This window comes from Fodinicola acaciae (assembly GCF_010993745.1).
Classification (GTDB): domain Bacteria; phylum Actinomycetota; class Actinomycetes; order Mycobacteriales; family HKI-0501; genus Fodinicola; species Fodinicola acaciae.
Map to the genome: position 1 here is coordinate 138876 of NZ_WOTN01000001.1, position 21941 is coordinate 160816.

Below are 21941 nucleotides of genomic sequence, written 5' to 3' on the forward strand. Positions count from 1 at the left end.
AAGTCACATCTGCGTCAATGGCCTGACATCCCGATTATGTGAGGAGATGTCATGGTCCGAAGACTCGCAGCGCTCGCCGTCGCGACCGTCGCGATGGCCGGCCTGCTCAGCGCGCTGCCGGCCAGCCCGGCATCGGCCGACGTACGCAGCGCGATCGCCGACGCCGCGATCAGCCAGATCGGCAAGGCCGAGACCGGCACGAACTACTACCCGATCGCGTACAAGATCAACGACTCGATCGTCCGGCCGGCCGCCTGGTGCGGCATCTTCGCCAACTGGGCCTGGTGGAAGGGCGGCGCGACGGCGCGGCCGAACATGACCGGCTCCGGCACCGCGCAGGGTCACTGGGCCACCTACTGGCAGAAGTGGGCCAAGGACCACAGCCGCTGGAAGCCGATCGCCAACAAGAACCCGGCGCCCGGTGACGTGGTCGTCTACGGCAACTACCCGGACAGCCGGCACGTCGGCGTCGTCGTGCAGGTGCGCAAGGGCAGCGACGGCAAGGTCACCCAGATCCGCAGCGTGGAAGGCAACTTCGGGGACAAGGTCACTGACCGCGGCTGGCGCAACATCGGCAGCCTGACCGGCGGCGGCGCCTCGGCGACCGGTTTCGCGTCGCCGGTGGCTCTCTAGCCCGACGTCCGGTCCGGCGGAGGAGGGAGGCCGCCGGGCCGGACTTTCCCTTCTGGAAAGGAGATCCGATGGTGAGACGGTTGACGGCGGCGCTGGTCGTGGCGCTCGCGTTCGCGCTGGCCGGGTCGGTCAGCCTGGTGCCGGTGACGGCGGCGTACGCGGATCCGCCGAGCGCGCACATCCGTGACTCGATCGCGAAGGCGGCGATCAGCCAGATCGGCAAGAAGGAGACCGGCAACAACTACTACCCGAAGGCGTACAAGATCAGCAGCGCCATCCTGCGGCCGGCCGCCTGGTGCGGCATCTTCGCCAACTGGGCCTGGTGGAAGGGCGGCGCGACCAAGCGGCCGAACATGACCGGCAGCGGCACCAACCAGGGGCACTGGGCCACCTACTGGCAGAAGTGGGGCAAGGCGCAGCACCGCTGGAAGCCGATCAGCAAGAAGAGCACCGCGCCCGGTGACGTGGTGGTCTACGGCAACTATCCGGACAGCCGGCATGTCGGGGTCGTGGTGGGCGTGAAGTACGACAGCCACGGCAACGTCTCGCAGGTGCGTACGGTCGAAGGCAATTTCGGGGACAAGGTGACCGACCGTGGTTGGCGCAAGATCGGGTCGATGTCCGGTGGTGGCGCGAAGGCGACCGGCTTCGTCTCGCCAGTCTGAGCAGAGGCCGTTTTCGTTGATTTGGCCCCGCACGCTTGCCTACGTGCGACAAAGTGGGGCTATGTCGGAGCCCGATACGGTTCTGGATCCGGATCCGCGGCCGGCCCGGACCGCCGCGGAGTACGTGGACCTGTTGCGACGGTTGAAAGACCAGTCAGGTCTGACCTACCGGCAGCTCGAGCAGAAGGCCGCGGCGGCCGGCTGTGTGTTGCCGCGGAGCACCGCGGCGACGATGCTCAGCCGGCCGAGCCTGCCACGCGAGGAGCTGGTGACGGCGCTGGTACGCGCGACCGGTGGCGACGAGTCGGTGGCGCAGGTCTGGGTCGACGTGCGTAAGCGGCTCGCCGCCGCGCCGGAGGAACCGCCGGACACGTCCGCCGGCCGGCCGGGAAAGTCGTTTCTGGCGCGGTTTTTCGGCCTCGCCAGCCGGCCGGTGTGGGCTTTGGTCGGCGCGCTGCTGACCGTGTTCTTGCTCGCAGGTCCCGGTGCGTCGCTGCTCCAGACGCGGGCGCAACCCACCGGCGAGCCGTCCGCGTCGCTGGCGGTCACCCCGGCGGTCCCGCCGGACGGCACCTACCGCCTGCGCCTTCCGCGCTCCGGCATGTGCTTCTCCGAGGACCCGGCCAACTACTCCGGCCTGGACTTCCAGACCGCCTGTGCGTACGCTTTTCCGCCGATCGCCCTGGAAAAACAGCCGACCGGCACCTACCACCTGGCCACGCAGCATCCGAAGCTCGGACCCGGTTGCGTCGGCGTGAGCCACGCCGATCCGAATCCCGGCGCGGTGGTGTCCAACGGTTACTGCGACTCGGGTGACGCGGTGGAATACACGTTGGAGCCGGTGACCGTGCCGCTGCGCGGCTTTCGTATCCACCCTGTCCACAGTGGACTCTGCCTCGGCGTTCCCAACAACTCCACCAGAAGCGGCGCACCGATCCGGCAGCTGACCTGCGACCGTACGGCGCCGGGACAGGTCTTCGCCTTCGACAAGTCAGGAGGTTGACGCGCCGGCCAGCCTCGTGCACGCGCGCAGCTGCTGGAACTTCCGGCTGATCCGGTTGCCCTCGGCGCCGGTCGCCACCTCCGGCTGGCCGGTCCTGGTGATCCACGCCGGTACGAACGTCGACCCGGTGACCTTCTTGCCGTCGATCGTCAGGCGCAGCACACCGGTGTCGTTGCTCAGCTCGTTGTCCTTCCACCAAAGGAAGTTGCCGAGTCCGTAGGCGACATAGGTCCGGCCGAGCCAGCCGTCGCCGAGCAGCAGATGCGCGTGCGTCTCGATGAACGCGTCGGCGCCGGCGTCGGACAGCTGTTTGGCCAGCTTCTGCTGGGCGAGCGTGGCGCACTGCTGGCCTTCGGTGCCGCCGTGGACGTACGCGATGACGATGTCGGCCTGCTGTTTGGCGGCACGGATGGCGGCGAGCGTACGCGGCAGGTCGACCCATGCGGACGCCTCGCCTGGCCGGCTGTCGGTGGCGGTCCAGCTGTCGGACAGCTCGTGCAGCTGGCTGACCGAGACGATCGCGATCTTCGTGCCGCGTACGGTCGCGGTGTAGGGCTTCCACGCCTCGGTGGCGTTGTGCCCGATGCCGACGACCGGAAACTGGTGCTTTTCGGCCAGCGCCAAGGTGTCCGCGAGCCCGGACCTGCCGTAGTCCAGCGCGTGGTTGTTGGCCATCATCGCCGCGTCGACGCCGGCGGCCTTCAACGCGTCGAAGGCGCTGCCAGGAGCGCGGAAGTGATATTGCTTCGGCTCGGCGGTGCCGCCGTCGGTGATCGCGGTCTCCAGATTGACGAACGCGAGGTCTGCCGACTGGAATTGGGCGGCGATCGAGCCGAAGGCGGTCGCCGGGTCGTCGAGCAGTTTGGCCGTACGGCCGGCGAAGTGCACGTCACCGGCGAACGCGATGGTGATCGGTTTGTCGGCGTCAGCCTCGGCCCTGGTGGTCACGTCCGGCGCCGGCGCGGCGGACTTCCGAGGTGTCTGAGGGGCCCCGTTGGAACATCCGGCGATCGCGGCCGTGACGACCGCGATCGCGACAATCGCACGCATTCTCGCGTGCCGTCGTAAGCACACAACCGCACTGTACTGGCCTTATGTGGCGTCATCTCGCGGCAGCCACCGGCTTCGGGTTACGGTCAAGTGTTACCAACCAGTAGGCGAGAGGGCGGCATGGGCGGTTTCGACGGGAAAGTGGCGGTGGTGACCGGCGCCAGCCGTGGCATCGGTCTGGCGGTCGCGCGGGAGCTGGTCGACAGCGGAGCCAAGGTCTGCGTCACCGCGCGGTCCGCGGAGCCGCTGGCCGAGGCCGTACGGCAGCTCGGCGGTGAGCAGCACGCGATCGGCATCGCCGGCAAGGCACATGACCCCGACCACCAGGCCGAGGTGGTGGAGACGGTCATCAAGACCTTCGGCAGCCTGGACGTACTGGTCAACAACACCGGCACCAATCCGGTCTTCGGCCGGATGGTCGACATCGAGCCGCGCGCTGTGTCGAAGATCTTCGAGGTCAACGTGTTCGCCGCGATGTCCTGGGTATCCCGCGTCCATGCCGCGTGGATGGAGCAGCACGGTGGGTCGATCGTGAACGTCGCCTCGCTCGGCGGCCTGCGGCCGGCACCGGGCATCGGCACGTACGGTGCGAGCAAGGCCGCCCTGATCCACATCACGCAGGAGTACGCGCTGGAGCTGGCGCCGAACGTACGCGTCAATGCGGTCGCGCCGGCCGTCGTGAAAACGCGGTTCGCCGAGAAGCTGTATGCCGCCGACGAGGACGGCGTCGCCGCGCATTATCCGCTGCAGCGCCTCGGCGTGCCGGAGGACGTGGCCGCCGCGGTCACTTTCCTGGCCTCCGACCGGGCCGGCTGGATCACCGGCCAGACGCTCCTTCTGGACGGTGGGATCACGCTGCGCGGCGGGGTCTGACGTGCGCGTACGGACCGTGTCCACTGACGACGGCGCGCGGCTGCACGCCGACATCACCGGCGACCCCGACGGCGCCGTCACCGTCGTGCTCGCACATGGCTGGACGTTGCGCGCGCAGTCGTGGACGCCGGTGTTGCGCGCGCTGCGGCCGCTCGCACATGACGCGGAGGTCGGTGGGACCCGGTTCGTACGCTATGACCAGCGTTGCCACGGCCAGTCGACCTGGGGGACCGACCCGGTCACCGTGGCACGCCTCGGTGAGGATCTTTTCCAGGTTTTGCGGGCACTCGCGCCGACCGGGCCGGTGGTGCTCGCCGGCATGTCGATGGGTGGCATGACGATCATGTCGCTGGCCGGCTCGCATCCGGAGATCTTCGGCGATCTGGTGACCGGCGTCGTACTGGTGAGCACGGCGGCCGGCGGCCTGGCCGAGCGGCATCCGCGGCGCGGTCCGATCGCCCATTTCGTCCGCAACGTGCCGGCGCCGCTGGTCGCCGTCGGCCAACGCTATCCGCGCGGCGTCGACCGTGCGCGACGGATTTTTTCGTTGCGCCACAAGCCGATGCTGCGCCGCTTCGAACGCGTCGGCTTCGGCCCGGAGCCGGCCCCGCAGGTCGTACGCGCCACCGCCGCGATGATCGAGGCCACGCCTTTCCGCACCATCGTTGAGTTTTATCCGGTGTTGCTGCGCCATGACATGCGTACGCAACTGAATGCGCTCGCGCGCGTACCGGTTTCGGTTGTGGTTGGCCGTAACGACCAGCTGACGCCGGTGCGGCACAGCCGCGAGATCGCCGAGGCCATTCCGTCGGCAACCCTGCACGTCGAGCCGGACACCGGCCACATGCTGCTGATGGAACGTCCACACGTCGTCGCCGCGCCCATCCGAAAAATGGTCCACGCCACCGCCTGACCGCGACCACGCCACCCTCGCGTCGGTTGTGCCAACTGATGGTGGGTTACCGTCGTGATCATGGCGAAGGTGACGATCGTGACGGGTGGCGGCCGGGGGATCGGCGCGGCGACGGCGCGGCGGTTGGTGGCCGGCGGTCACGCCGTGGCGCTCAGCTATCTGTCCGATGTGGACAGTGCGGACAAGCTGGTCGCCGAGCTCGGCGCCGACAACGCGCTCGCGGTACGCGGCGACATGGCCTCGGAGACCGATGTCGACGAGCTTTTCGCGCGTACGACGGAGAAGTTCGGGCCGGTCACCGGCCTGGTCAACAACGCCGGCTACACCGGACCTCTCGGACCGTTTCCGGACGTAACGGGCGACGTGCTCCGCCGCGTCGTTGAGGTCAACATCCTCGGCCTCGAATACTGCACGCAGCGAGCCGTCAAAGTCATGTCGACCGAACGCGGTGGCAGCGGTGGAGCGATCGTCAACCTGTCGTCCGGCGCGGCGACGATCGGCAGTCCCGGCGAGTACGTGCATTACGCGGCGAGCAAGGCGGCGGTGGACGCCTTCACGGTCGGCCTCTCCAAGGAGGTCGGCGGCCAGGGGATCCGGGTCAATGCGGTCGCACCGGGTCTGGTGGCGACCCGCATCCACGCCGACGCCGGTGACCCCGGACGGGTCGAGCGGATGGCGCCGGGGGTTCCGATCGGCCGGCCCGGGGAGCCCGACGAGATCGCCGCCGCGATCTGCTGGCTGCTCTCCGACGACGCGTCGTACACCACCGGCGCCATCCTGCGCGTCGCCGGCGGTCGCTGACACTCAGGCCGGGGGATAGCTCACACCGGCGCGGCGGCAAACCGAATCCCGTTCTAGAGTTTCGGCTAACTGGTGCCAACGGAAAGGCGAGACGAACTGATGGCCACATCCGAGCAGAGAGTCGCTTTGGTCACCGGGGCCGCGCGCGGCATCGGCGCCGCGGTCGCGCGCCGGCTGGCGTCCGACGGTGCGGCGGTCGGCGTACTCGACCTGGAGGAGTCCAACTGCGGCGCCACCGTCGACGCCATCACCTCGGCCGGTGGCCAGGCGCTGGCGCTCGGGGCGGACGTGTCCAACGCCGACCAGATCACCGCGGCGGTGGACCGGCTGGCCAAGGAGTTCGGCTCGGTCGACATCCTGGTCAACAACGCCGGCGTGACCAGGGACAACCTGCTGTTCAAGATGACCGAGCAGGACTGGGACACGGTCATCGCCGTCCACCTCAAAGGCGCGTTCCTGACCACCAAGGCCGCGCAGAAACACATGGTGGCGCGCAAGTACGGCAAGATCGTCAGCCTGTCCAGCATCTCCGCGCTCGGCAACCGCGGTCAGGCCAACTACTCCGCCGTCAAGGCCGGCCTGCAGGGCTTCACCCGTACGCTCGCCATCGAGCTCGGCCCCTTCGGCATCAACGTCAACGCGGTGGCGCCCGGCTTCATCGTCACCGACATGACCGACGACACCGCCCGCCGCGTCGGCGTCACGCCGGAGCAGCTGCAGCAGGCCGCCGCGGAGGCCACACCCGTACGCCGGGTCGGCTATCCGGAGGACATCGCCAACGCGATCGCCTTCCTGACCAGCGACGAGTCGTCGTTCATCACCGGCCAGGTGCTCTACGTCGACGGCGGCCGGAAGATGGCCAGCTAGCGTGTGGTCGCATGGCCACCATGCGTGCGTCCAACGCAAGCATGGTGGCCATGCGACCGCTCAGCGTAAGGCGGCCAGCAGCGGCTCGGCCGACACCAGGTGAGCGTCGAGGTCGAGCGCCGGATGCACGACGACCGCGTCGGCGCCAGCGGACTCCAGCTCACCGATCGCGCGTACGCAGTCGTCAACCGTCCCCACGACCGCCAGCTCGCGCAGCCACTCGTCCTTCAGGCCGGCGGCAAACTCCTCACGCGAGCCAGCAGACGTGCGCAGCGCACGCAGTTCGTCGGCGAAGGGCAGCATCGACACGTGTGCGTCGGTCTCCGGGTTGGACAGCGCGTGGCTGGCCCTCTCTCGTACGATCGCCAGCGCGTCGGCCGGGTCCTCGGCGCAAGCGAACAACGCGTACGCGATCACCGTGTGTGGACCGGTGGCGGCGATCTGCTGACGCGTGGCGTGCACGTACGCCGGCGCCGCCGGCTCGGCGAGCACCGTGCCGTCGGCCGACCGGCCGGCCACGGCCAGCGACTTCGGACCGCGTACGCCGGCGACCACGGGCGGCACGATCTCCGGCTTGTGCACCAGCTCCACGTCGCGGATCCGCACATACCGATCGTCCATCGTGACCCGCTCACCGGCCAGGATCCGGCGGATGGCCCGCAGGTTTTCCTCCAACAGCGTGACCGGAGACGCCGGCCAGGCGCCGACCTGGCGGATCCAGTCGGGTACGCCGTGGCCGATGCCGGCGATCAGCCGGCCGGGATGCAGCTCGGCCAGCGTGGCGAACTCCATCGCGGTGAAGGCCGCGTTGCGCACCGCCGCCGGCAGGATGCCGACGCCGACGGTGATGTGCTCGGTCGCCGCCAGTGCCGTGCCACCGGCCGCGATGCCGCCGCCGAAGAAGCAGTCCTCGACGACCCACAGCTGGCCGAAGCCGGCGGCCTCGGCTCGTTTCGCGTACGCCGGCAGCCGGCGCGGCGAGATCTGGCAGGGAAAGGTCGTGCCAATGGTCACCATGGATCGGGAATCCCTTCGGTACGTCCGCCGGTCGGCACCGGCCGCAACACGCGCGCCGGATTGCCGACGGCGATGACATTTGGCGGCAGGTCGCGTGTCACTACGCTGCCGGCGCCGACGACGGTGTTGTCGCCGATGGTCACGCCGGGACACACGATCACACCGCCGCCGAGCCACACGCCGTCGCCGACGGTGATCGGCTCGGCGGCCTCCCACTCGGTCCTGCGTACGGCCGGATCGAGTGGATGCGTCGCGGTCAGCAGCTGCACTCGCGGACCGATCTGCACGTCGGACCCGATGCGTACGGGTGCGCAGTCGATCACCAGGAAACCGTTGTTGATGAACGTGCGCGCGCCGATCGACAGCAGGTCGCCGTACTCGATCTGCAGTGGCGCGCGCACGTTGGTGTCCTCGCCGACCTCGGCCAGCATCTCCTTGAGCAGGGCCCGCCGCTGCTCGCGCTCCACGATCGACAGCGCGTTGAACCGCTCCAGCAGCTGCTGACAGCGGACGTAGTTGGCGACGAGCTCGGGATCGCTGGCCAGGTAGGGCTGGCCGCTGATCATCCGGTCGCGGTGTTCGCTCATGATCTGCAGATCCTCGCACGGCGGTGTGATGGGGTAACAATGAAGCGCGAGTCACCGAACGGAGAGGGAGACGCCGATGCCGGAGGAACCCGAGGTCCTGTGGCGGCCGGATCCGGAGCGCGCCGACCGCAGCCGGCTGGCCGAGTTCACCAGGTGGGTACGCGACAACCGCGGCGTCGACCTGCCTGACCCGGTCGGCGGATACGCGGCGCTGCACGAGTGGTCGGTGACCGACCTGGAGGGCTTCTGGGGCGCGGCCGTCGAGTTTTTCGACGTACGTTTCCACGCTGCGCCGTCGCGCGTACTCGCCGACGACTCGATGCCTGGCGCCAAGTGGTTTCCTGGTGCGACGCTCAACTACGCCGAGCACGCGCTGCGTGATGTGCCTGGTCGCGACCCCGGTGACGTCGCGGTCGTCTTTCGGCGTGAGGACGGCAAATCCGCCGAGCTGACGCTTGCTGAGCTGCGATCGCGCGTTGCCGCCGCTCGCGCCGGTTTGGTCGAGCTCGGCGTAGGCAAAGGCGACCGCGTCGTCGCGCTTTCGCCAAACTCTCCGGAAACACTGGTCGCCTTCCTGGCCGCCGCCAGCCTCGGCGTGGTCTGGTCGTCCTGTTCGCCGGATTTCGGACCGCGTGCGATCTTCGACCGGTTCGCGCAGATCGAGCCCGTCGTGCTGTTCGCGGTGAACGGCTATTGCTACGGTGGGAACACCTTCGACGCCACGCCGACAGTGCAACGGCTGCGCGACGAGATCCCCAGCCTTCGCGCCACGGTTTTGGTCGACTACGTCGACGGCCCCTCCTTGGATGGGACGCTCGCGTGGGACGATTTTCTGGCCGGTGGCGCCGGTGACGAGCTGGCGTTCGAGGCGGTCGACTTCGACCATCCGTTGTGGGTGCTGTATTCGTCCGGCACGACCGGCCTGCCGAAAGGCATCGTGCAGGGTCACGGCGGAATCCTGGTCGAGCACCTCAAAGTGCTGACGATGCACTGTGACCTCGGCCCGGGATCGCGGTTTTTCTGGTTCACCACCACCGGCTGGATGATGTGGAACTTCCTCATCTCTGGCCTGCTGGTCGGCTCCACGATCGTACTTTTCGATGGAAACCCCGGATTCCCGGATCTCGGCGTGCTGTGGCGGCTGGCCGCCGAGGCGCGCGTCGACTTCTTTGGTACGTCGGCGCCGTTTGTCCAGAGTTGCTTGAAAAAGGGGCTGCGGCCGCGCGATGACGTTGACCTGACCGGCATCCGCGCGCTCGGCTCCACCGGGTCGCCGCTGTCCACCGAGGGCTTCCGGTGGATCGCCGACGCGGTCGGTGAGCACGTACAGATCTGCAGCACCTCCGGCGGCACCGACCTGTGCACGGCCTTCATCGGTGCCGCGCCCACCGTGCCCGTGTGGATGGGCGAGATGTCCTGCGCCTCGCTCGGTTCTGCGGCCTACGCGTACGACGAAGCCGGAAAACCGGTCGTCGGCGAGGTCGGCGAGCTGGTCGTCACGCGCCCGATGCCATCGATGCCGGTGTTCTTCTGGAACGACCCGGACGGCACTCGGCTGCGCGAGGCATATTTCGAGATGTATCCGGGAAAGTGGCGGCACGGTGACTGGTTCATGGTCACCGACCGCGGCTCCTGCGTGATTTTCGGCCGCAGCGACTCGACCCTCAACCGCGGCGGCGTACGCATGGGGACCGCCGAGTTCTATCGTGTCGTAGAGGGATTTGACGAGGTGCTTGACTCTCTCGTCATTGACACGACCAGGCTCGGCGGTGAGTCCGAAGGCGAGCTGTTGTGCTTCCTGGTGCTGGCTCCCGGCGCAGATCTTGAGGAGCTGAAGCCGAAGGTGAAGGCCGCGCTGCGTACGGAACTGTCGCCTCGCCACGTGCCTGACTCTTTCGTTGTCGTGGATGACGTTCCGCGTACGCTCAACGGCAAGAAATGCGAGGTGCCGGTCAAGAAGATCCTCGCCGGCACACCGGCCGAGAAAGCCGTCAGCCGCGACGCTCTCGCCAACCCGGCCGCCCTGGACACTTTCGTCGCGTTCGCGCGTTAGTCACGGTCGAAGGAGTCGACCTCGATCGAGATCATGTCGAGTATCAACTGAAAGGCGAGCAGCTTGCCGACGAAATGTGCCACTCGAACGTTGTCCGCCCGGCATCGAGCCGCCTGAAACAGAGCCTTGGTGTCCACTTTGGACTGCTCGATCTGTCGTCGTAAGGCCAGCAGGCCGCGCAGTGTCTCGACAGGCTGTGCCTTTCTCATAACGAAAATGCTAGGAATCAGGCACTCGCGCCCGCTAGTGCTGTGCACGTCCTCGAATTATTTGCCACTCCGAAAGTCGTCAGCAAGGGTCTCCAGCAGGCCGCGTGCCTCGTTGTCCCACACCGCGTACTCACTGAAAAAGTCGAACAGATCTCGGTAATGATCGATGTCCTTGGGATCTCGCAGGACTACCCGGCCGGAGAAGAGCTCGATCGTGACAAGCCGTCGGTCGTACGGGACAAAGGTATCGAAGGCGCCGTGCGGGACCTGTCGGGTCAACGGGATGACACCGATCCGAATATTCGGCAACCGTGAGACTTCAGTCAGGTGGTCGAGTTGCGCCGCCATGATTGACGGATCGCAGAGCCGCCACCTGACGGTCGGTTCGGTCAGCAGAAACCTGAACTCCTTGTTGGAGTCACGCAAGATCACCCTGGCGTGCGAGCTTCAGGTCGATGGTTCTGGACGGATCCGCGCCTGCCGGAGTGACTGGTGTGTTCATCGCCGCTTGCATGTATTCAGGCGTTTGGAGGAGTCCAGTGATGAGACTCGGCAGGACATGTTGCATGAGTGTGGCGTTCGACACGAGCGTCGCCAGCCCTCGTTGGCGATGATGAAGCCCACTGCGTACGAGTGCTCATATGTCTTCATATTCGGTGTTGGCGACTTGCGCGAGTGCGACCAGATCCGCCTGCGTCGGTTGGTCGACACCGAGGGCTGCGAGTATCTGCTGAACGTCGACGACGCTAGGAAGCAACCGTCCTGTCTCGATCCGGCTGACCTTGCTCTGGCGCATGCCACAGCGCCGGGCTAGTCGATCTCCCGACAGACCCGACGCAGGCGCAGGTTCGCCAGCGCATCCGCCAGGCTTTCGCGATCACGTCCGGCCTGCGCGGGGTCGAGCTTCACCCGTCTATTTTAGCCTTCAGGCACTCCTGATACGGGACTGAGTGCTCCATAGCCAGATGTTTCCAAGCGACGTATGGTGCCGGGTCGACGCCTTCGAGAAGTTCACGTCCGATCTGCGTGCCGTCCGGGTTTGTTGGTCTCGTCGAACATCCAGAAATCCTGGTCTGGTAGACCGGGATTCGGCCGATCGGTGACGTCGAGGATGCGTACGTCTTCTCCAGCGGCAACGTTGTACCGGTAGGCGGCAAGTTCGAAGCGGAGGTAGTCCGTCAGCGGACGCCTAATGACGTGGACTCGGCCGATCCACTTGCCTGACTGGCGGTAGCCTCGAACACGTACGTCACCTTGCAAGCAATCGCCATGAGCGATTCGTTTGAGCTTCACGTTACTCTCCCCGGTTGGTTGAACACGTAACGTGAAGGTAGAGGGACAAAATCCGGCTCGGTCAAGGGTTATGCGCGTTACCGCATAAGCGTCCTTTCGCCGCTACCGCACCGGGTTTCGCGAGCCGCTGGCGTAGAGCAGCGCCACTCCGGAGAAGAGGATCGCCAACGCGCCGAGGCCGGTCATCGGGATGCCGTCGACCAGTTCGGTCGAGAACGACAGCAGGCCGTCGAGTCCGGTCGCGGCGACCGCGAACATGCCGAGGCCGGCGAGTACGGTGCCGACGACCGCGGCCACCTGGTAACCGACGCCTGACCGAGAGGCCGACGGCAACGGGATCCGTTCGAAGCGGCGGAAAATCGCAACCAATGCGACGAGTGCGATGGTGCAGGCACCGAACCAGACCGGTACGGCGACGGTCCACCACGCGGCCGTGCCGGCGGCCGGCACCGGAATTCCGGTGAGCAATCGTGCGCCTTCGGCGAGGAAGGTCGCGGTCAGGTGCCAGCAGAATATCGTCATGATGACACCGTTTCCGACGATCACGCCGGTCCACACGCGGCGGTTGCGCAGCCAGCGGTTGACGACCGGCCGCAGCAGCATCGCCAGGCCGACGATCCAGAATCCGTGTGACAGCAACGCAAAGCTGGCCGGGCCGGCGTTGGACGGGATGCCGGCGAAGCCGACCATCGCGACTGGATAGATACCAGTGCCGAGCGTCAGAACAGTCGTGACGGCCAGTGCGCCAAATGTCATCACCGCGACAAACCGGCGACCGGCGGCGACCAAGGAGCCGTCGGCGTAACAAAAGCCGAGCTGGTGGATCGTCAGCCACACCAGCAGCTCGGTGCCCAGGCCGAGCACCGGCAGGTGCCCGGCCAGACGCAACACATCGACGGCAGCCGTTGCCACGACCAGAAAAACGACGACTCTCGCGCCGTAATGCCGATGCAGACGGTCCATCGCCGGCGCGAGCACGGCAACAGCCAGATAAACACCGATGAACCACAGCGGACCGGTCACCGTCTCCGCCGCGAGCGCGTACGGATTTCCGGACAGGCCAACGGTTTCCAGGATCACCGACAGGGCGGCATAGCTGCCGAGCATGAGGACGACCGGTGGCAGCAGCCGCAGTACGCGCGCACGCAGGAAATCCGCGTTCGTGCCACCGCGTTTGCGCAGCGAGCGCAGCGTGACGGCGTGGGAGAAGCCGCCGACGAAGAAAAACAGCGGCATGACCTGCCACAGCCAGGTCACCAGCTGCACCGCGAAGGTCTTCGCCAGCCAGATCTCGTTGTGAACCAGCATCAGCGCCAGGAACCAGTGGCCGACGACGACCGCGCCGATCGAGAAGACGCGCAGAAAGTCGACGTAGCGGTCGCGGTTGTCAGTCGTGGCAGCGGCCAGCTCGGCGGCGGTCGCCGGCAGCGTTGTCGTTGTCATGCTTTCAGGCTGCCGGCCGCCGACCGCGATTTCCTGAGCACAACCGCGACGATCGGCCGGGTAGAACTACTCAGTCGTGGCGACCGGTGATCGCCAGCTCGACCCCGAGTCCGATCATCACGACACCGCCGGCGCCGCCGAGCAGCGACAGCCGGTTGGACGACCGGCTCAGCCAGGTACGCGCCGCGCCGGCCGCCAGGGCCCACGCGCTGTCCGCGGCCAGGCCGATCACCGCCGCGATCAGGCCCAGCACCATCATCTGCAGCCACACATGGCCGGCCGCAGGCGCGACGAACTGCGGCAGGATCGCGCCGAACAGCACGTACGTCTTCGGATTCGAGAAGCCGACCCACACGCCGGCGCGGAACGCGCGGCGGTCCGACCGCCGCACCTCGGTGCTCGGCCGCGCGGCGGCGTCGCCCAGCGACCGGCGGTCGAGGATCGCGCGTACGCCGAGAAACACCAGGTAGGCGGCGCCGACCAGCTTGACGACGGTGAACACGGTGTCGGAGGTCTGGATGACCGCGCCGAGGCCGAAAGCCACCGCGAGCACCACCACGTAGACCCCGACGGCGTTGCCGAGCACGGTCACCAGCGCGGTCCGCCGGCCGTACGAGACGGCTCGGCTGACCACGAACAGCACGCTCGGACCGGGCACGACGATGATCAGGAAGGCGGTCAGCGCGAAGCCGAGGACGAGGCTCAGATTGGTCACGCCACACGATAACCCTCCCCGCGTGTCCGAATTGCGAAAAAGATCCCATCGGCGTTTGATGTTTGCGCAGCTCAACTTGGGGGGACGATGAACAGACGACTGCTGTTGGCCATGCTGCCGACGATGATCCTGCTCGCGGCGGCCACCGTCCTGCCGACGACGGCGGCGGCGATCAGGGACGCGGTGATCGACCGGGTCGCCGAACGCTACGCGGCGCAGGTCAACCGTGCCGACCTGCTGCCGGGTGCCACCGCCGCGCGAGGTCCGATGACGATCCTGATGCTCGGCTCGGACAACTTCGAGAACAACCGCGGCTATCAGGGGATCACCGGCCAGCGGTCGGACGCGATCATCGTGCTGCACGTCGACCGCGACTTCCGGCACGTCTCGGCGATCTCGATCCAGCGCGACGCGTACGTCAACGTGCCGGCCGCCGGGCCGTGGCACGGTGGCAAGACCAAGATCAACGCGGCGCTGGCGTACGGCGGGGCGCCGCTGGCGGTGCGTACGGTGCAGGGCCTGCTCGGCGTGCGGATCGACCACGTCATGGTGGTCGGCTTCGGCGCCGTACACACGGCGACCGACGCCGTCGGCGGCGTCAACGTGAAGATCGACAAACCGGTTTACGACAACCAGTTCCACATCCACTGGCCGGCCGGCTGGAACCACCTCACCGGCAAGCAGGCGGAGTTTTACCTGCGCCAACGCCACGGCCTGCCCAACGGCGACTTCGACCGGATGAAGCGACACCAGCAATTCCTGCGCGCGCTGATGTACAAGGGTCTCTCGCTCGGCATGCGCGGCGATGTCATCCGGCTCGACCAAGCGTTGTCGGCGGTGGCCAAGTCGACCACCGTCGACAGGGGCATGCCGGTCAAGAACCTCGCGGTGGCGGTCGCGAAGCTCGACGTCGGCGCGATCACGTACGGCTCGCTGCACATGAAAGGCGCGATGACGATCAACCACATCCAGTATCAGGAGGTCGATCCGACCGCGGTGGCGGCGCTCGCGCGCGCGATCAAGTCCGACAACTACGCGGCCTACTGGCGTGCGTACGCACCGAACGCGGTGACGCACGGCGCGTAGCGCGCTCGGCGACTGTCGGTGGCCGGTGACATCATCGGGATGTGTACGAGGAACGGCTGGCGCGGTTGCCAGGTGCGCTGCTGTGGACACGGACCGATCCGCTCGTCCCGGCCGCCGCCCCGACCCGCGTGCTGCCGGACGGCTGCATCGACCTGATCTGGGTCGACGGCGAGCTGATGGTCGCCGGCCCGGACACGGTCGCGCAGCTCTCGCCGGCCAGTCCCGGCCGCCACTACGCCGGCATCCGGTTCCGGCCGGGCCTGGGCCCGGAGGTATTCGGCGTTCCGGCGTACGAGCTGGTCAACCGCCGCGTGCCGCTGGCCGAGCTGTGGCCGGCCGGCCGCGTACGCCGGCTGACCGGGGAGGTCTCGGCCGCGCACGACCGCGGCCACGCGCTCGAGCGGATCGCCGGCGACGCGCTGGCCGGCCGAGAGCCCGACCCGCTGACCCGCGCGCTGGCCGTTGACCTGCGCAAAGGCGTGTCCGTGGCGGACGCAGCCGGTGCCGCCGGCCTGAGCGAGCGGCAGCTGCTGAGACGCTGCCGGCAGGCCTTCGGCTATGGCCCCAAGACGCTGATGCGGATCATCCGGTTTGGCCGCGCGCTGGACGCGGCGCGGATCGGCACGCCGTACGCGACGGTCGCGATCGAGAACGGTTACGCCGACCAGGCGCACTTCGCGCGTGACGTGAAGGCGCTGGCCGGCGTGTCGCTGCGCGGCCTGCTGACTCAGGAAGCCGGCTGAGCCGACACCACCTGGAACATCGTGCCCTGCATGCAGTGGCTCATCTTGCCTTTCGTCCGATAGCCGTGCACGACCACTTTCGCGTTCGCGCGCAGGACCGTACGGTCGCCGCCGATCAGCTCGAACTTGCCGTCCGCCGCGTTGAGGATCAGGCAGCCGCCTTCGACGCCGTTGGTCACAGTGCCTTGGTGGCTCTCCAAAGCGGCCGGTGGCGGCTGCGTACGACCAGGCGGTTTGCGGATCGGCGGGTGCGTGGCCGGTGTCGACGGTGAGCCTGACGCCGACGGTGAGGTTGATGCCGACGGTGACGAGGTCGCCGACGGCGATACGAGCGGTGCCGTGCCGCCGGTCGGTCCGCAGGCTGCCAGCAACGCGGCGACAGCGACGGCGGCGGCGCAGAGCGGGAGGATGCGCATATCGCTAGGACGCGGCCGCCGCCGCGTTGGTTCCTTACTTCAGCGGTGCGAAGAGGTCGACGCCATAGCCGTCCGGGTCGAGTACGGTCGCGTACCGCATGCCCCAGAAGGCGTCCCACGGCTTGTGTTTTGCCTGGTAGCCGGCGTCCATCAGGTCGCAGAAGATCTCGTCGACGCCGGCCGGTGTGGCGCAGTCGAAGGCCAGCGCCAGGCCGGAGCCGGTCGGCATGGTGAAGTCGGGATCGAAGGACTTCACCGTCTCCACCGGGTCCCAGCTGATCGACATGCCGCCAGGCAGCTCGTACGCGACGTGCGACTTGTCGGTCAGGTCCTCCGGCACCGCCAGGCCGAGCCGCCGATAGAAGGCCAGGCTCGCGTCGATGTCGTTCGTGACGATCTGGACAACGCTCAGCTTTGGTGTCATGGCCGTGACGCTAGCCGCGACCGCCGTACGCGGTCTTTGACGAATCAGACGTCGTAGTCGAGCCGGATGGTGTGCCCGCCAGCTTCGTCGATCTCGATCTGCGCGCTGCCGGTGAGGCCTTTCAGGTCGCCGGTGCCGGAGCCGGCCAGCACGGTCAGGTCGAAAAACCCCTGGTCACCCTGCGCGGCGCGGTGATGCAGCATGAAGGTGCCTTTGCGGCCCTGCAGGTCGGCGGTGACGATCTCGAATCCGCCGTACGCCGGCGAGTCCTCGGCCTTGCTGCCGAACAGCAGCCTGGTGACGCTCGTGCCGGCCAGCTCGCCGGCGTAGGTCTTGTCCAGCGTGAAGGTGGCGGTGGCGCGCTTGCTCATCAGATGGCTCCTCGAAGTCGGTGTCGGAGCCATCGTGTCGTACATACCTGACAGGTTCGGTCAGTCGGCGATCGCCATCTGGACGGCGTTGCGGCCGGCCACGATCGGCTGCACGAAGTTCTTCACCAGCTCCACGTGCGCGGGATGCTCGAGGTAGCCGCGTACGCCGTCGGCGTCGTCCACCACCGCGGCGACGGCGAAGTCCGCGTTGCCGTCGCGCAGCCGCAGGTCGGGGCCGAAGTGATAGGAGCGCAGCGCGGGGATCTTCGACGGCAGCGTGGCGAGCTCCTTGGTCAGCGCGCGGATCTGGTCCTCCGACGCGTCCGGCCGCCAGGTGAACGTCACCACGTGCATGATCATTGGCCGCTCCGTTCGTCCCACCTGTGGCTGATTCCACAGAAGGCTAGTGCACGGTAAGCGTTTTGTGGCCTGCCCGGCTGGTATGACGAATAGGTGAGTGTGCGCACAGTGGTCGTCGTCATGGGGGTCTCGTCCTCCGGCAAGTCCACTGTGGGTAGGCAACTGGCCGACCGGCTCGGTGTGCCGTTCGCCGAGGCCGACGACTTCCATCCGGCGGAAAACGTGGCCAAGATGTCCCGCGGCGAGCCGCTGACCGACACCGACCGCTGGCCGTGGCTGCGTACGCTCGCCGGCTGGATTCACCGACACCAGGACGGCGGTGGGGTCGTCACCTGCTCCGCGCTCAAACGCGCCTACCGAGACCTTCTCCGCGAGGACAACCCGGCGACCTGGTTTCTGCATCTGGACGGCTCGGAGGCGCTCATTACAGAGCGGTCGCGCCGGCGCGGGCAGCATTTCATGGCACCGTCGATGGTGCGGTCGCAGTTCGCCGACCTGGAGCCGCTCGGACCGGACGAACCGGGGCTGGTCGTCAGCGTCGAGGAGCCGCCGGCGCGGATCGTCGAACAGGCGGTCGAGTACGGAAAGAAGGTGGTCCGGTGAGCGAGTTCGCCGTACGCGAGGAAGGCGACGCGACCGACTGGACGCAGCCCGGTGTCTTCCGGGTCGCGGACAACGTCTATCGCATTCCGCTGCCGTTGCCAAACGACGGCCTGCGCGCGGTCAACGTCTACGCGATCGTCGACGACGGTGGCCTGACGATGATCGACTCCGGATGGGCGTTGGCCGAGTCGGAGCAGCGGCTCGGGCGGGCGATCGGCGCGCTCGGCTTTGGTTTCGGTGATATCCGGCGGTTTCTCGTCACGCACGTACACCGTGACCACTACACGCAGGCGGTGACGATACGCCGCAAGTTTGGCAACGAGGTCGCGCTGGGCATCGGCGAGAAGGAGTCGCTGATCGCCGCCGGCACACCGCGTGCCCTGCGTGGCTTCGAAGGACTTCGCAGTGTTGGCGCGGATCCGCTGATCGAGCTGTTCCGTAACATGGACCGGCCGCCGCCGGAGCCGTCGGACATGTGGGAAATGCCCGACGAGTGGATCGAGGGCCGAAGCGACATCAAGCTGGTTTCTCGTTCCCTGACGGCGATCCCGACTCCTGGCCACACCGCCGGCCACCTCGTTTTCCGCGACGACGCCAATGTCCTGACCTTCACTGGCGACCACGTGTTGCCGCACATCACGCCGTCGATCGGTTTCGAGGCGGTGCCGGTGAAACTTCCGCTCGCCGACTATCTCGGCTCGCTGAAGCTGGTGCGCGGCATGCCGGACACCGCGATGCTGCCGGCGCACGGTCCGGCACGCGAGAGTGTCCACGCCAGGGTCGACGAGCTGCTCGAGCACCATGACCATCGCCTGGACCTTTCGCTTGCCGCGGTTGAGAAAGGCGCGAGTACGGCCTACGAGGCGGCTGGGCTGATCGGCTGGACGCGACGGGAGAAGAAGCTGCTCGACCTGGATCCGTTCAACCAGATGCTCGCGGTTTTCGAGACCAGCGCGCATCTGAACGTACTGGTGCTGCAGGGTCGGCTCACATCGTCCAAAGTGGACGGTGTGTGGCGCTATTCTAGCTGACGGCGCGTACGACCAGCGGGCGGTTCTGGGGTGGTGTTGCGGTGGGGAGGTGGTTGGGTTTTCTGGGCTTGCTCGTTCTCCCGTCGGCGCCCTGGAGGGAACCACGTTTTCGGGGTAGGCCGCCGAGCTTGCGTACGTGGTTGCGTTTGGTGGGCGGCGGCCCCTCCGAAAATGTGGTTGGCTGCGCCCGTCGACGGAGAGAACGAGCAAGCCAGGTCACGTGCGGGAAGTAGCCCGTTGGTATGAACGCCAAACGATCTTCCTGTAGCGCTACATGTCCGTCTTGCCGGTTTGTGTTTGGTGGCCATGCGCCCATTGAGTGGCGGGCGGGGTGGTGCTGGTGTGACTGGTAATGCAGGTGAGTGCGGTCAGTCTACGTAATACTTGTTTAACATGCCATCAAACTGGACATTTACCGGCGAGTGACCAGCGGCGCTGCTGGTCGCCAGCTCAGCTGTGGTAGATCTCGAACTCGGCGGCCTGGCCGGCCGGCCAGCCGGTGTTGGCGGTGAAGCTCAGCCGCAGATAGCGCAGCGACCGCGCGGAAAACGTGATCGTCGCCGTGTTGCCGGTGGCCGGATTGAAGGTGTAACTCTCCGATCCGACGACACTGCTGAAATTGGATCCGTCCGTCGAGCCGGTGACCGACAACGTCTGCGTACGTGTGCCCCACGCCGTGGACGGCGGCAGTTTCAGCACGATCCGGCCGACATTGGTGGCCGAGCCGAGGTCGGCCTGCAGCCACTGCGGAAACGAGTTGTTCACGCTTTCCCAGTAACTGTTGGCGTTCCCGTCGTTCGCATTGGCCGGGCCGTACACCTGCGTGTAGCCGCTGGCGGTCATCGACTTGCCCAGCGCCAGGTTGGCGTTCGGATCCTCGGTTGGCGGCTGCGTGGTCGGCGGGGGACTGGTCGGGTTGCCCGGATAGGTGTAGACCGGCGGAGGCCAGCCACCGCAGTACGGGTTTGCCGTGTACCAGCCGGAGTTTCCGCTGCCCTGGTTAATGGTGAACGAGGTCCCCATGCAGCTGTAGATCGGGTTCGAATAACCGATGTGTGCCGCGGTCACGTTGGTGAAGCTCGCCGAGCCGGACGTTTGGATCTGCAGCGCGAAAGTCCCGGCGCCGTCGATGCGTACGTTGTTGAAGCTCACGCCAGTGATCGAGCCGCCCTCGACCCATTGGATGCCTTCGTACGAGCTGTCCAGCAGATCAGTGTCGGTCACGTTGATCGTCGCGTTTATGTTGCCGTTCAAGGCATCGAACCACAGCGCGCCGACGCCGAACTGCCAGTTGGGGTCGAGCACGCCGGCTCTCAGCGTCGTGTTGCGCGCGACCGTGATCGTGCCGGCGAGCACGACGGAGTTGAACCGGTTGGCGACATGCAACCCGCCACCCTGGGTTTGCGTGTCCGACACGACATTGTCGGTCACGCTGATGTCACGGCCGCCGTAGATCGCGATGTTGTTGGCCAGAATGGGAAGTTCGACGGTGTTCCAGGAGAATGTGTTGTTGTGGTCGGCATTCTGGTCCGACCACATCGCCAGCCCGTCGTCGCCCGTGTTGCGAACATAGTTCTGCGTGACGGTCGTGTTGGAGATGCCGTTGTGCAGGTTCAAACCGTCCGCGGTCTGGTCGAGGATCCGGCAGTTGCGTACGGTCAGGCCGTCGAACGGTCCGTCCAGCCACAGGCCGACCTTGGTGTGCTGCATCCAGACGTGGTCGACGACCGAGCCCCCACCGAGAGCGCCGCCTATCGCGTTGACCTGCGCGCCGTCGTTGCGGTCAGTGGTTTCGCCGAATATCGCGAAATCCTGGAGGTGGACGTTGCTGCTCGGGTTGGGCGCGTAGTTTCCGTAGACGCCGACGCCGTTGCCGTGCAGCACCGAATACCACTGACCGGCGCCTTGGATTGTCACGTTGTTGACGATGATGTGCTGGTTGACGGTGTAAGTGCCCTGCGGCACATAGAGAACGCGACCCTGCGAGGACGCCGCGTTCACGGCGTTCTGGATCGCGCTGCCGGAATCCGCCGCGCCGCTGGGATCCGCGCCATAGTCGGTGACCAACAGCGAGTTGGCCGGCCGGCCGATCGGTGCCGCCACATTTTCGAACTCCGCGGTGTCGACGGTGATCGGCACCGAGCTCGAGTCGCGCTGGAAGCGTACGTGCGTGCCGGCGGCCAGCGTGCTGCCAAACATCGTCCGCACGTCGTCGTAGAAATGGTGCGGCTTGCCGTCACCGGGGTCGTTGGTGAACGGATACGAGCCATAGAACCAGCTGAACCGGTTGGTCAGCGTGAGGTCGCGGTTTTTGCTGCCATTGACGTAAACCGCGATCGTCGTCGTGTAGTCGGAGCCGTTCGACGTGTCCGGCACGCTGTAATGTAGGTTCACCGCGTTGGCCGCCGCGGTCAGCGTGAAGTCCACGTATTGGCCGCTGCCGCTGAGGGTCACCGCTGACCGGCCGGCTCCTTCCGAGGCGAGCGTGCCGGCCGTACGGCTGCGCGCCAGCACGGAGCCGTTGGTGGCCGCGTTTTCCGCCTCGTACTGTGTGAACGGCACGGTCGCGCCGCGGCCAGGCACGCTGACGGCCGGTGTCGCCGCCGCGGCCGCCGCGGGTTTCGGTGCGTACGCCTCATAACTCGTGACGGCGACCGCGCCGAGCGCGACCACGGCGACGGCCAGTCCGGCGGCGAAGCTGGTGGTCAGCCAGTTTCGCGTGGTTTGGCTGGACATCTGCGCTCCTTTCGACTTGCGTGAGACTGTCGGGGGCAAGGACAGGTGT

Annotated in this window: 26 protein-coding genes; 12 read left to right on the plus strand and 14 right to left on the minus strand. The window is 67.1% G+C overall.

What is annotated here, in order from left to right:
- The first annotated feature begins 51 nt into the window (after positions 1–51).
- From GNX95_RS00605 to GNX95_RS00615, 3 genes are all read left to right on the plus strand, one after another.
- The gene (locus GNX95_RS00605) at positions 52–633 is read left to right on the plus strand and encodes a CHAP domain-containing protein (protein ID WP_163504871.1); all 582 of its coding nucleotides are present in this window, start codon (positions 52–54) and stop codon (positions 631–633) included.
- A 68-nt stretch (positions 634–701) separates the two neighbouring features.
- A complete protein-coding gene (locus GNX95_RS00610; RefSeq protein WP_163504873.1) occupies positions 702–1298 on the plus strand; it encodes a C40 family peptidase in 597 nt (198 codons plus the stop codon).
- A gap of 61 nt (positions 1299–1359) precedes the next feature.
- Positions 1360–2301, plus strand: a complete 942-nt coding sequence (locus tag GNX95_RS00615) for an RICIN domain-containing protein (RefSeq protein ID WP_163504875.1) — start codon at positions 1360–1362, stop codon at positions 2299–2301.
- On the opposite strand, the gene GNX95_RS00620 is transcribed toward GNX95_RS00615, so the two are convergent.
- Positions 2290–3351, minus strand: coding sequence for a CapA family protein (locus GNX95_RS00620; protein WP_163504877.1), 1062 nt, complete (start codon positions 3349–3351; stop codon positions 2290–2292). The two genes, GNX95_RS00615 and GNX95_RS00620, sit on opposite strands and share 12 nt — an antisense overlap.
- Before the next feature lie 120 nt (positions 3352–3471).
- Here GNX95_RS00620 and GNX95_RS00625 point away from each other — a divergent pair, with 120 nt between their 5' ends.
- The 4 genes from GNX95_RS00625 to GNX95_RS00640 all read left to right on the plus strand — a co-directional run bounded on the left by GNX95_RS00625 (position 3472) and on the right by GNX95_RS00640 (position 6805).
- Positions 3472–4224, plus strand: coding sequence for an SDR family oxidoreductase (locus GNX95_RS00625; RefSeq protein WP_163504879.1), 753 nt, complete (start codon positions 3472–3474; stop codon positions 4222–4224).
- Position 4225: 1 nt separating this feature from the next.
- Entirely contained in the window at positions 4226–5137 is a 912-nt protein-coding gene (locus tag GNX95_RS00630; protein ID WP_163504881.1) for an alpha/beta fold hydrolase, read from the plus strand.
- A 60-nt stretch (positions 5138–5197) separates the two neighbouring features.
- Entirely contained in the window at positions 5198–5938 is a 741-nt protein-coding gene (locus tag GNX95_RS00635) for an SDR family oxidoreductase (RefSeq protein WP_163504883.1), read from the plus strand.
- Between the two features lie 99 nt (positions 5939–6037).
- Positions 6038–6805 carry a beta-ketoacyl-ACP reductase gene (locus tag GNX95_RS00640; protein ID WP_163504885.1) on the plus strand — a complete coding sequence of 256 codons (768 nt, stop codon included), beginning with the start codon at positions 6038–6040 and terminating at the stop codon, positions 6803–6805.
- A gap of 60 nt (positions 6806–6865) precedes the next feature.
- Here the strand turns inward: GNX95_RS00640 and GNX95_RS00645 are convergent, their stop codons facing one another.
- Positions 6866–7822, minus strand: coding sequence for an LLM class flavin-dependent oxidoreductase (locus tag GNX95_RS00645; protein ID WP_163504888.1), 957 nt, complete (start codon positions 7820–7822; stop codon positions 6866–6868).
- Positions 7816–8409 carry a sugar O-acetyltransferase gene (locus GNX95_RS00650; protein ID WP_163504890.1) on the minus strand — a complete coding sequence of 198 codons (594 nt, stop codon included), beginning with the start codon at positions 8407–8409 and terminating at the stop codon, positions 7816–7818. The genes GNX95_RS00645 and GNX95_RS00650 overlap by 7 nt, the downstream gene beginning before the upstream one ends.
- A 76-nt stretch (positions 8410–8485) precedes the next feature.
- Between GNX95_RS00650 and GNX95_RS00655 the strand changes: the two genes are divergently transcribed.
- Positions 8486–10462 carry an acetoacetate--CoA ligase gene (locus GNX95_RS00655; RefSeq protein ID WP_163504892.1) on the plus strand — a complete coding sequence of 659 codons (1977 nt, stop codon included), beginning with the start codon at positions 8486–8488 and terminating at the stop codon, positions 10460–10462.
- Here the strand turns inward: GNX95_RS00655 and GNX95_RS00660 are convergent.
- From GNX95_RS00660 to GNX95_RS00685, 6 genes are all read right to left on the minus strand, one after another.
- Positions 10459–10671 carry a hypothetical protein gene (locus GNX95_RS00660; protein WP_163504894.1) on the minus strand — a complete coding sequence of 71 codons (213 nt, stop codon included), beginning with the start codon at positions 10669–10671 and terminating at the stop codon, positions 10459–10461. The genes GNX95_RS00655 and GNX95_RS00660 overlap by 4 nt on opposite strands.
- 57 nt (positions 10672–10728) lie before the next feature.
- Positions 10729–11103, minus strand: a complete 375-nt coding sequence (locus GNX95_RS00665) for a Scr1 family TA system antitoxin-like transcriptional regulator (RefSeq protein ID WP_343034738.1) — start codon at positions 11101–11103, stop codon at positions 10729–10731.
- A 205-nt stretch (positions 11104–11308) separates the two neighbouring features.
- Positions 11309–11467 (minus strand): helix-turn-helix domain-containing protein, encoded by a 159-nt coding sequence (locus tag GNX95_RS44115; RefSeq protein WP_163507736.1) that lies wholly within the window; start codon positions 11465–11467, stop codon positions 11309–11311.
- A gap of 215 nt (positions 11468–11682) precedes the next feature.
- Positions 11683–11964, minus strand: coding sequence for a DUF6879 family protein (locus GNX95_RS00675; protein ID WP_187369578.1), 282 nt, complete (start codon positions 11962–11964; stop codon positions 11683–11685).
- 102 nt (positions 11965–12066) lie between these two features.
- Positions 12067–13407, minus strand: coding sequence for an acyltransferase family protein (locus GNX95_RS00680; protein ID WP_163504898.1), 1341 nt, complete (start codon positions 13405–13407; stop codon positions 12067–12069).
- Between the two features lie 70 nt (positions 13408–13477).
- Positions 13478–14122: a LysE family translocator gene (locus GNX95_RS00685; protein WP_222853316.1), complete on the minus strand. Its 645-nt coding sequence runs from the start codon at positions 14120–14122 to the stop codon at positions 13478–13480.
- 87 nt (positions 14123–14209) lie between these two features.
- On the opposite strand from GNX95_RS00685, the gene GNX95_RS00690 reads away from it, so the two are divergent.
- Both GNX95_RS00690 and GNX95_RS00695 read left to right on the plus strand, forming a co-directional pair.
- Positions 14210–15208 carry an LCP family protein gene (locus GNX95_RS00690; RefSeq protein ID WP_163504900.1) on the plus strand — a complete coding sequence of 333 codons (999 nt, stop codon included), beginning with the start codon at positions 14210–14212 and terminating at the stop codon, positions 15206–15208.
- Positions 15209–15249: 41 nt separating this feature from the next.
- Complete coding sequence (locus tag GNX95_RS00695) at positions 15250–15951, plus strand: helix-turn-helix domain-containing protein (protein ID WP_222853317.1); 702 nt, start codon at positions 15250–15252, stop codon at positions 15949–15951.
- On the opposite strand, the gene GNX95_RS00700 is transcribed toward GNX95_RS00695, so the two are convergent.
- The 4 genes from GNX95_RS00700 to GNX95_RS00715 are packed head-to-tail and all read right to left on the minus strand — an operon-like array spanning position 15936 to position 17522.
- Positions 15936–16367, minus strand: a complete 432-nt coding sequence (locus GNX95_RS00700; protein ID WP_163504902.1) for a hypothetical protein — start codon at positions 16365–16367, stop codon at positions 15936–15938. The two genes, GNX95_RS00695 and GNX95_RS00700, sit on opposite strands and share 16 nt — an antisense overlap.
- 34 nt (positions 16368–16401) lie before the next feature.
- A complete protein-coding gene (locus GNX95_RS00705) occupies positions 16402–16791 on the minus strand; it encodes a VOC family protein (protein WP_163504904.1) in 390 nt (129 codons plus the stop codon).
- A 44-nt stretch (positions 16792–16835) separates the two neighbouring features.
- Positions 16836–17162 carry a DUF3224 domain-containing protein gene (locus GNX95_RS00710; RefSeq protein WP_163504906.1) on the minus strand — a complete coding sequence of 109 codons (327 nt, stop codon included), beginning with the start codon at positions 17160–17162 and terminating at the stop codon, positions 16836–16838.
- Positions 17163–17222: 60 nt separating this feature from the next.
- Positions 17223–17522 carry a Dabb family protein gene (locus GNX95_RS00715; protein WP_163504908.1) on the minus strand — a complete coding sequence of 100 codons (300 nt, stop codon included), beginning with the start codon at positions 17520–17522 and terminating at the stop codon, positions 17223–17225.
- 99 nt (positions 17523–17621) lie between these two features.
- On the opposite strand from GNX95_RS00715, the gene GNX95_RS00720 reads away from it, so the two are divergent.
- Together GNX95_RS00720 and GNX95_RS00725 are read left to right on the plus strand one after the other, a co-directional pair.
- Complete coding sequence (locus GNX95_RS00720) at positions 17622–18125, plus strand: gluconokinase (RefSeq protein WP_222853596.1); 504 nt, start codon at positions 17622–17624, stop codon at positions 18123–18125.
- On the plus strand, positions 18122–19156 hold the full coding sequence (locus tag GNX95_RS00725) for an MBL fold metallo-hydrolase (protein WP_163504909.1): 1035 nt from the start codon (positions 18122–18124) through the stop codon (positions 19154–19156). The genes GNX95_RS00720 and GNX95_RS00725 overlap by 4 nt, the downstream gene beginning before the upstream one ends.
- A 450-nt stretch (positions 19157–19606) precedes the next feature.
- On the opposite strand, the gene GNX95_RS00730 is transcribed toward GNX95_RS00725, so the two are convergent.
- Complete coding sequence (locus GNX95_RS00730) at positions 19607–21892, minus strand: discoidin domain-containing protein (protein WP_163504911.1); 2286 nt, start codon at positions 21890–21892, stop codon at positions 19607–19609.
- Positions 21893–21941 lie beyond the last annotated feature (49 nt).

Excerpts from the sequence above, each read along its gene's own strand:
- GNX95_RS00715 (WP_163504908.1), bottom strand. The coding sequence starts at position 17,522 with ATGATCATGCACGTGGTGACGTTCACCTGGCGGCCGGACGCGTCGGAG.
- GNX95_RS00700 (WP_163504902.1), bottom strand. The coding sequence starts at position 16,367 with ATGCGCATCCTCCCGCTCTGCGCCGCCGCCGTCGCTGTCGCCGCGTTG.
- GNX95_RS00640 (WP_163504885.1), top strand. The coding sequence starts at position 6,038 with ATGGCCACATCCGAGCAGAGAGTCGCTTTGGTCACCGGGGCCGCGCGC.
- GNX95_RS00690 (WP_163504900.1), top strand. The coding sequence starts at position 14,210 with ATGAACAGACGACTGCTGTTGGCCATGCTGCCGACGATGATCCTGCTC.
- GNX95_RS00705 (WP_163504904.1), bottom strand. The coding sequence starts at position 16,791 with ATGACACCAAAGCTGAGCGTTGTCCAGATCGTCACGAACGACATCGAC.
- GNX95_RS00635 (WP_163504883.1), top strand. The coding sequence starts at position 5,198 with ATGGCGAAGGTGACGATCGTGACGGGTGGCGGCCGGGGGATCGGCGCG.
- GNX95_RS00620 (WP_163504877.1), bottom strand. The coding sequence starts at position 3,351 with ATGCGTGCGATTGTCGCGATCGCGGTCGTCACGGCCGCGATCGCCGGA.
- GNX95_RS00655 (WP_163504892.1), top strand. The coding sequence starts at position 8,486 with ATGCCGGAGGAACCCGAGGTCCTGTGGCGGCCGGATCCGGAGCGCGCC.
- GNX95_RS00625 (WP_163504879.1), top strand. The coding sequence starts at position 3,472 with ATGGGCGGTTTCGACGGGAAAGTGGCGGTGGTGACCGGCGCCAGCCGT.
- GNX95_RS00605 (WP_163504871.1), top strand. The coding sequence starts at position 52 with ATGGTCCGAAGACTCGCAGCGCTCGCCGTCGCGACCGTCGCGATGGCC.
- GNX95_RS00615 (WP_163504875.1), top strand. The coding sequence starts at position 1,360 with ATGTCGGAGCCCGATACGGTTCTGGATCCGGATCCGCGGCCGGCCCGG.
- GNX95_RS00610 (WP_163504873.1), top strand. The coding sequence starts at position 702 with ATGGTGAGACGGTTGACGGCGGCGCTGGTCGTGGCGCTCGCGTTCGCG.
- GNX95_RS00710 (WP_163504906.1), bottom strand. The coding sequence starts at position 17,162 with ATGAGCAAGCGCGCCACCGCCACCTTCACGCTGGACAAGACCTACGCC.
- GNX95_RS00680 (WP_163504898.1), bottom strand. The coding sequence starts at position 13,407 with ATGACAACGACAACGCTGCCGGCGACCGCCGCCGAGCTGGCCGCTGCC.
- GNX95_RS44115 (WP_163507736.1), bottom strand. The coding sequence starts at position 11,467 with ATGCGCCAGAGCAAGGTCAGCCGGATCGAGACAGGACGGTTGCTTCCT.
- GNX95_RS00650 (WP_163504890.1), bottom strand. The coding sequence starts at position 8,409 with ATGAGCGAACACCGCGACCGGATGATCAGCGGCCAGCCCTACCTGGCC.
- GNX95_RS00660 (WP_163504894.1), bottom strand. The coding sequence starts at position 10,671 with ATGAGAAAGGCACAGCCTGTCGAGACACTGCGCGGCCTGCTGGCCTTA.
- GNX95_RS00730 (WP_163504911.1), bottom strand. The coding sequence starts at position 21,892 with ATGTCCAGCCAAACCACGCGAAACTGGCTGACCACCAGCTTCGCCGCC.
- GNX95_RS00645 (WP_163504888.1), bottom strand. The coding sequence starts at position 7,822 with ATGGTGACCATTGGCACGACCTTTCCCTGCCAGATCTCGCCGCGCCGG.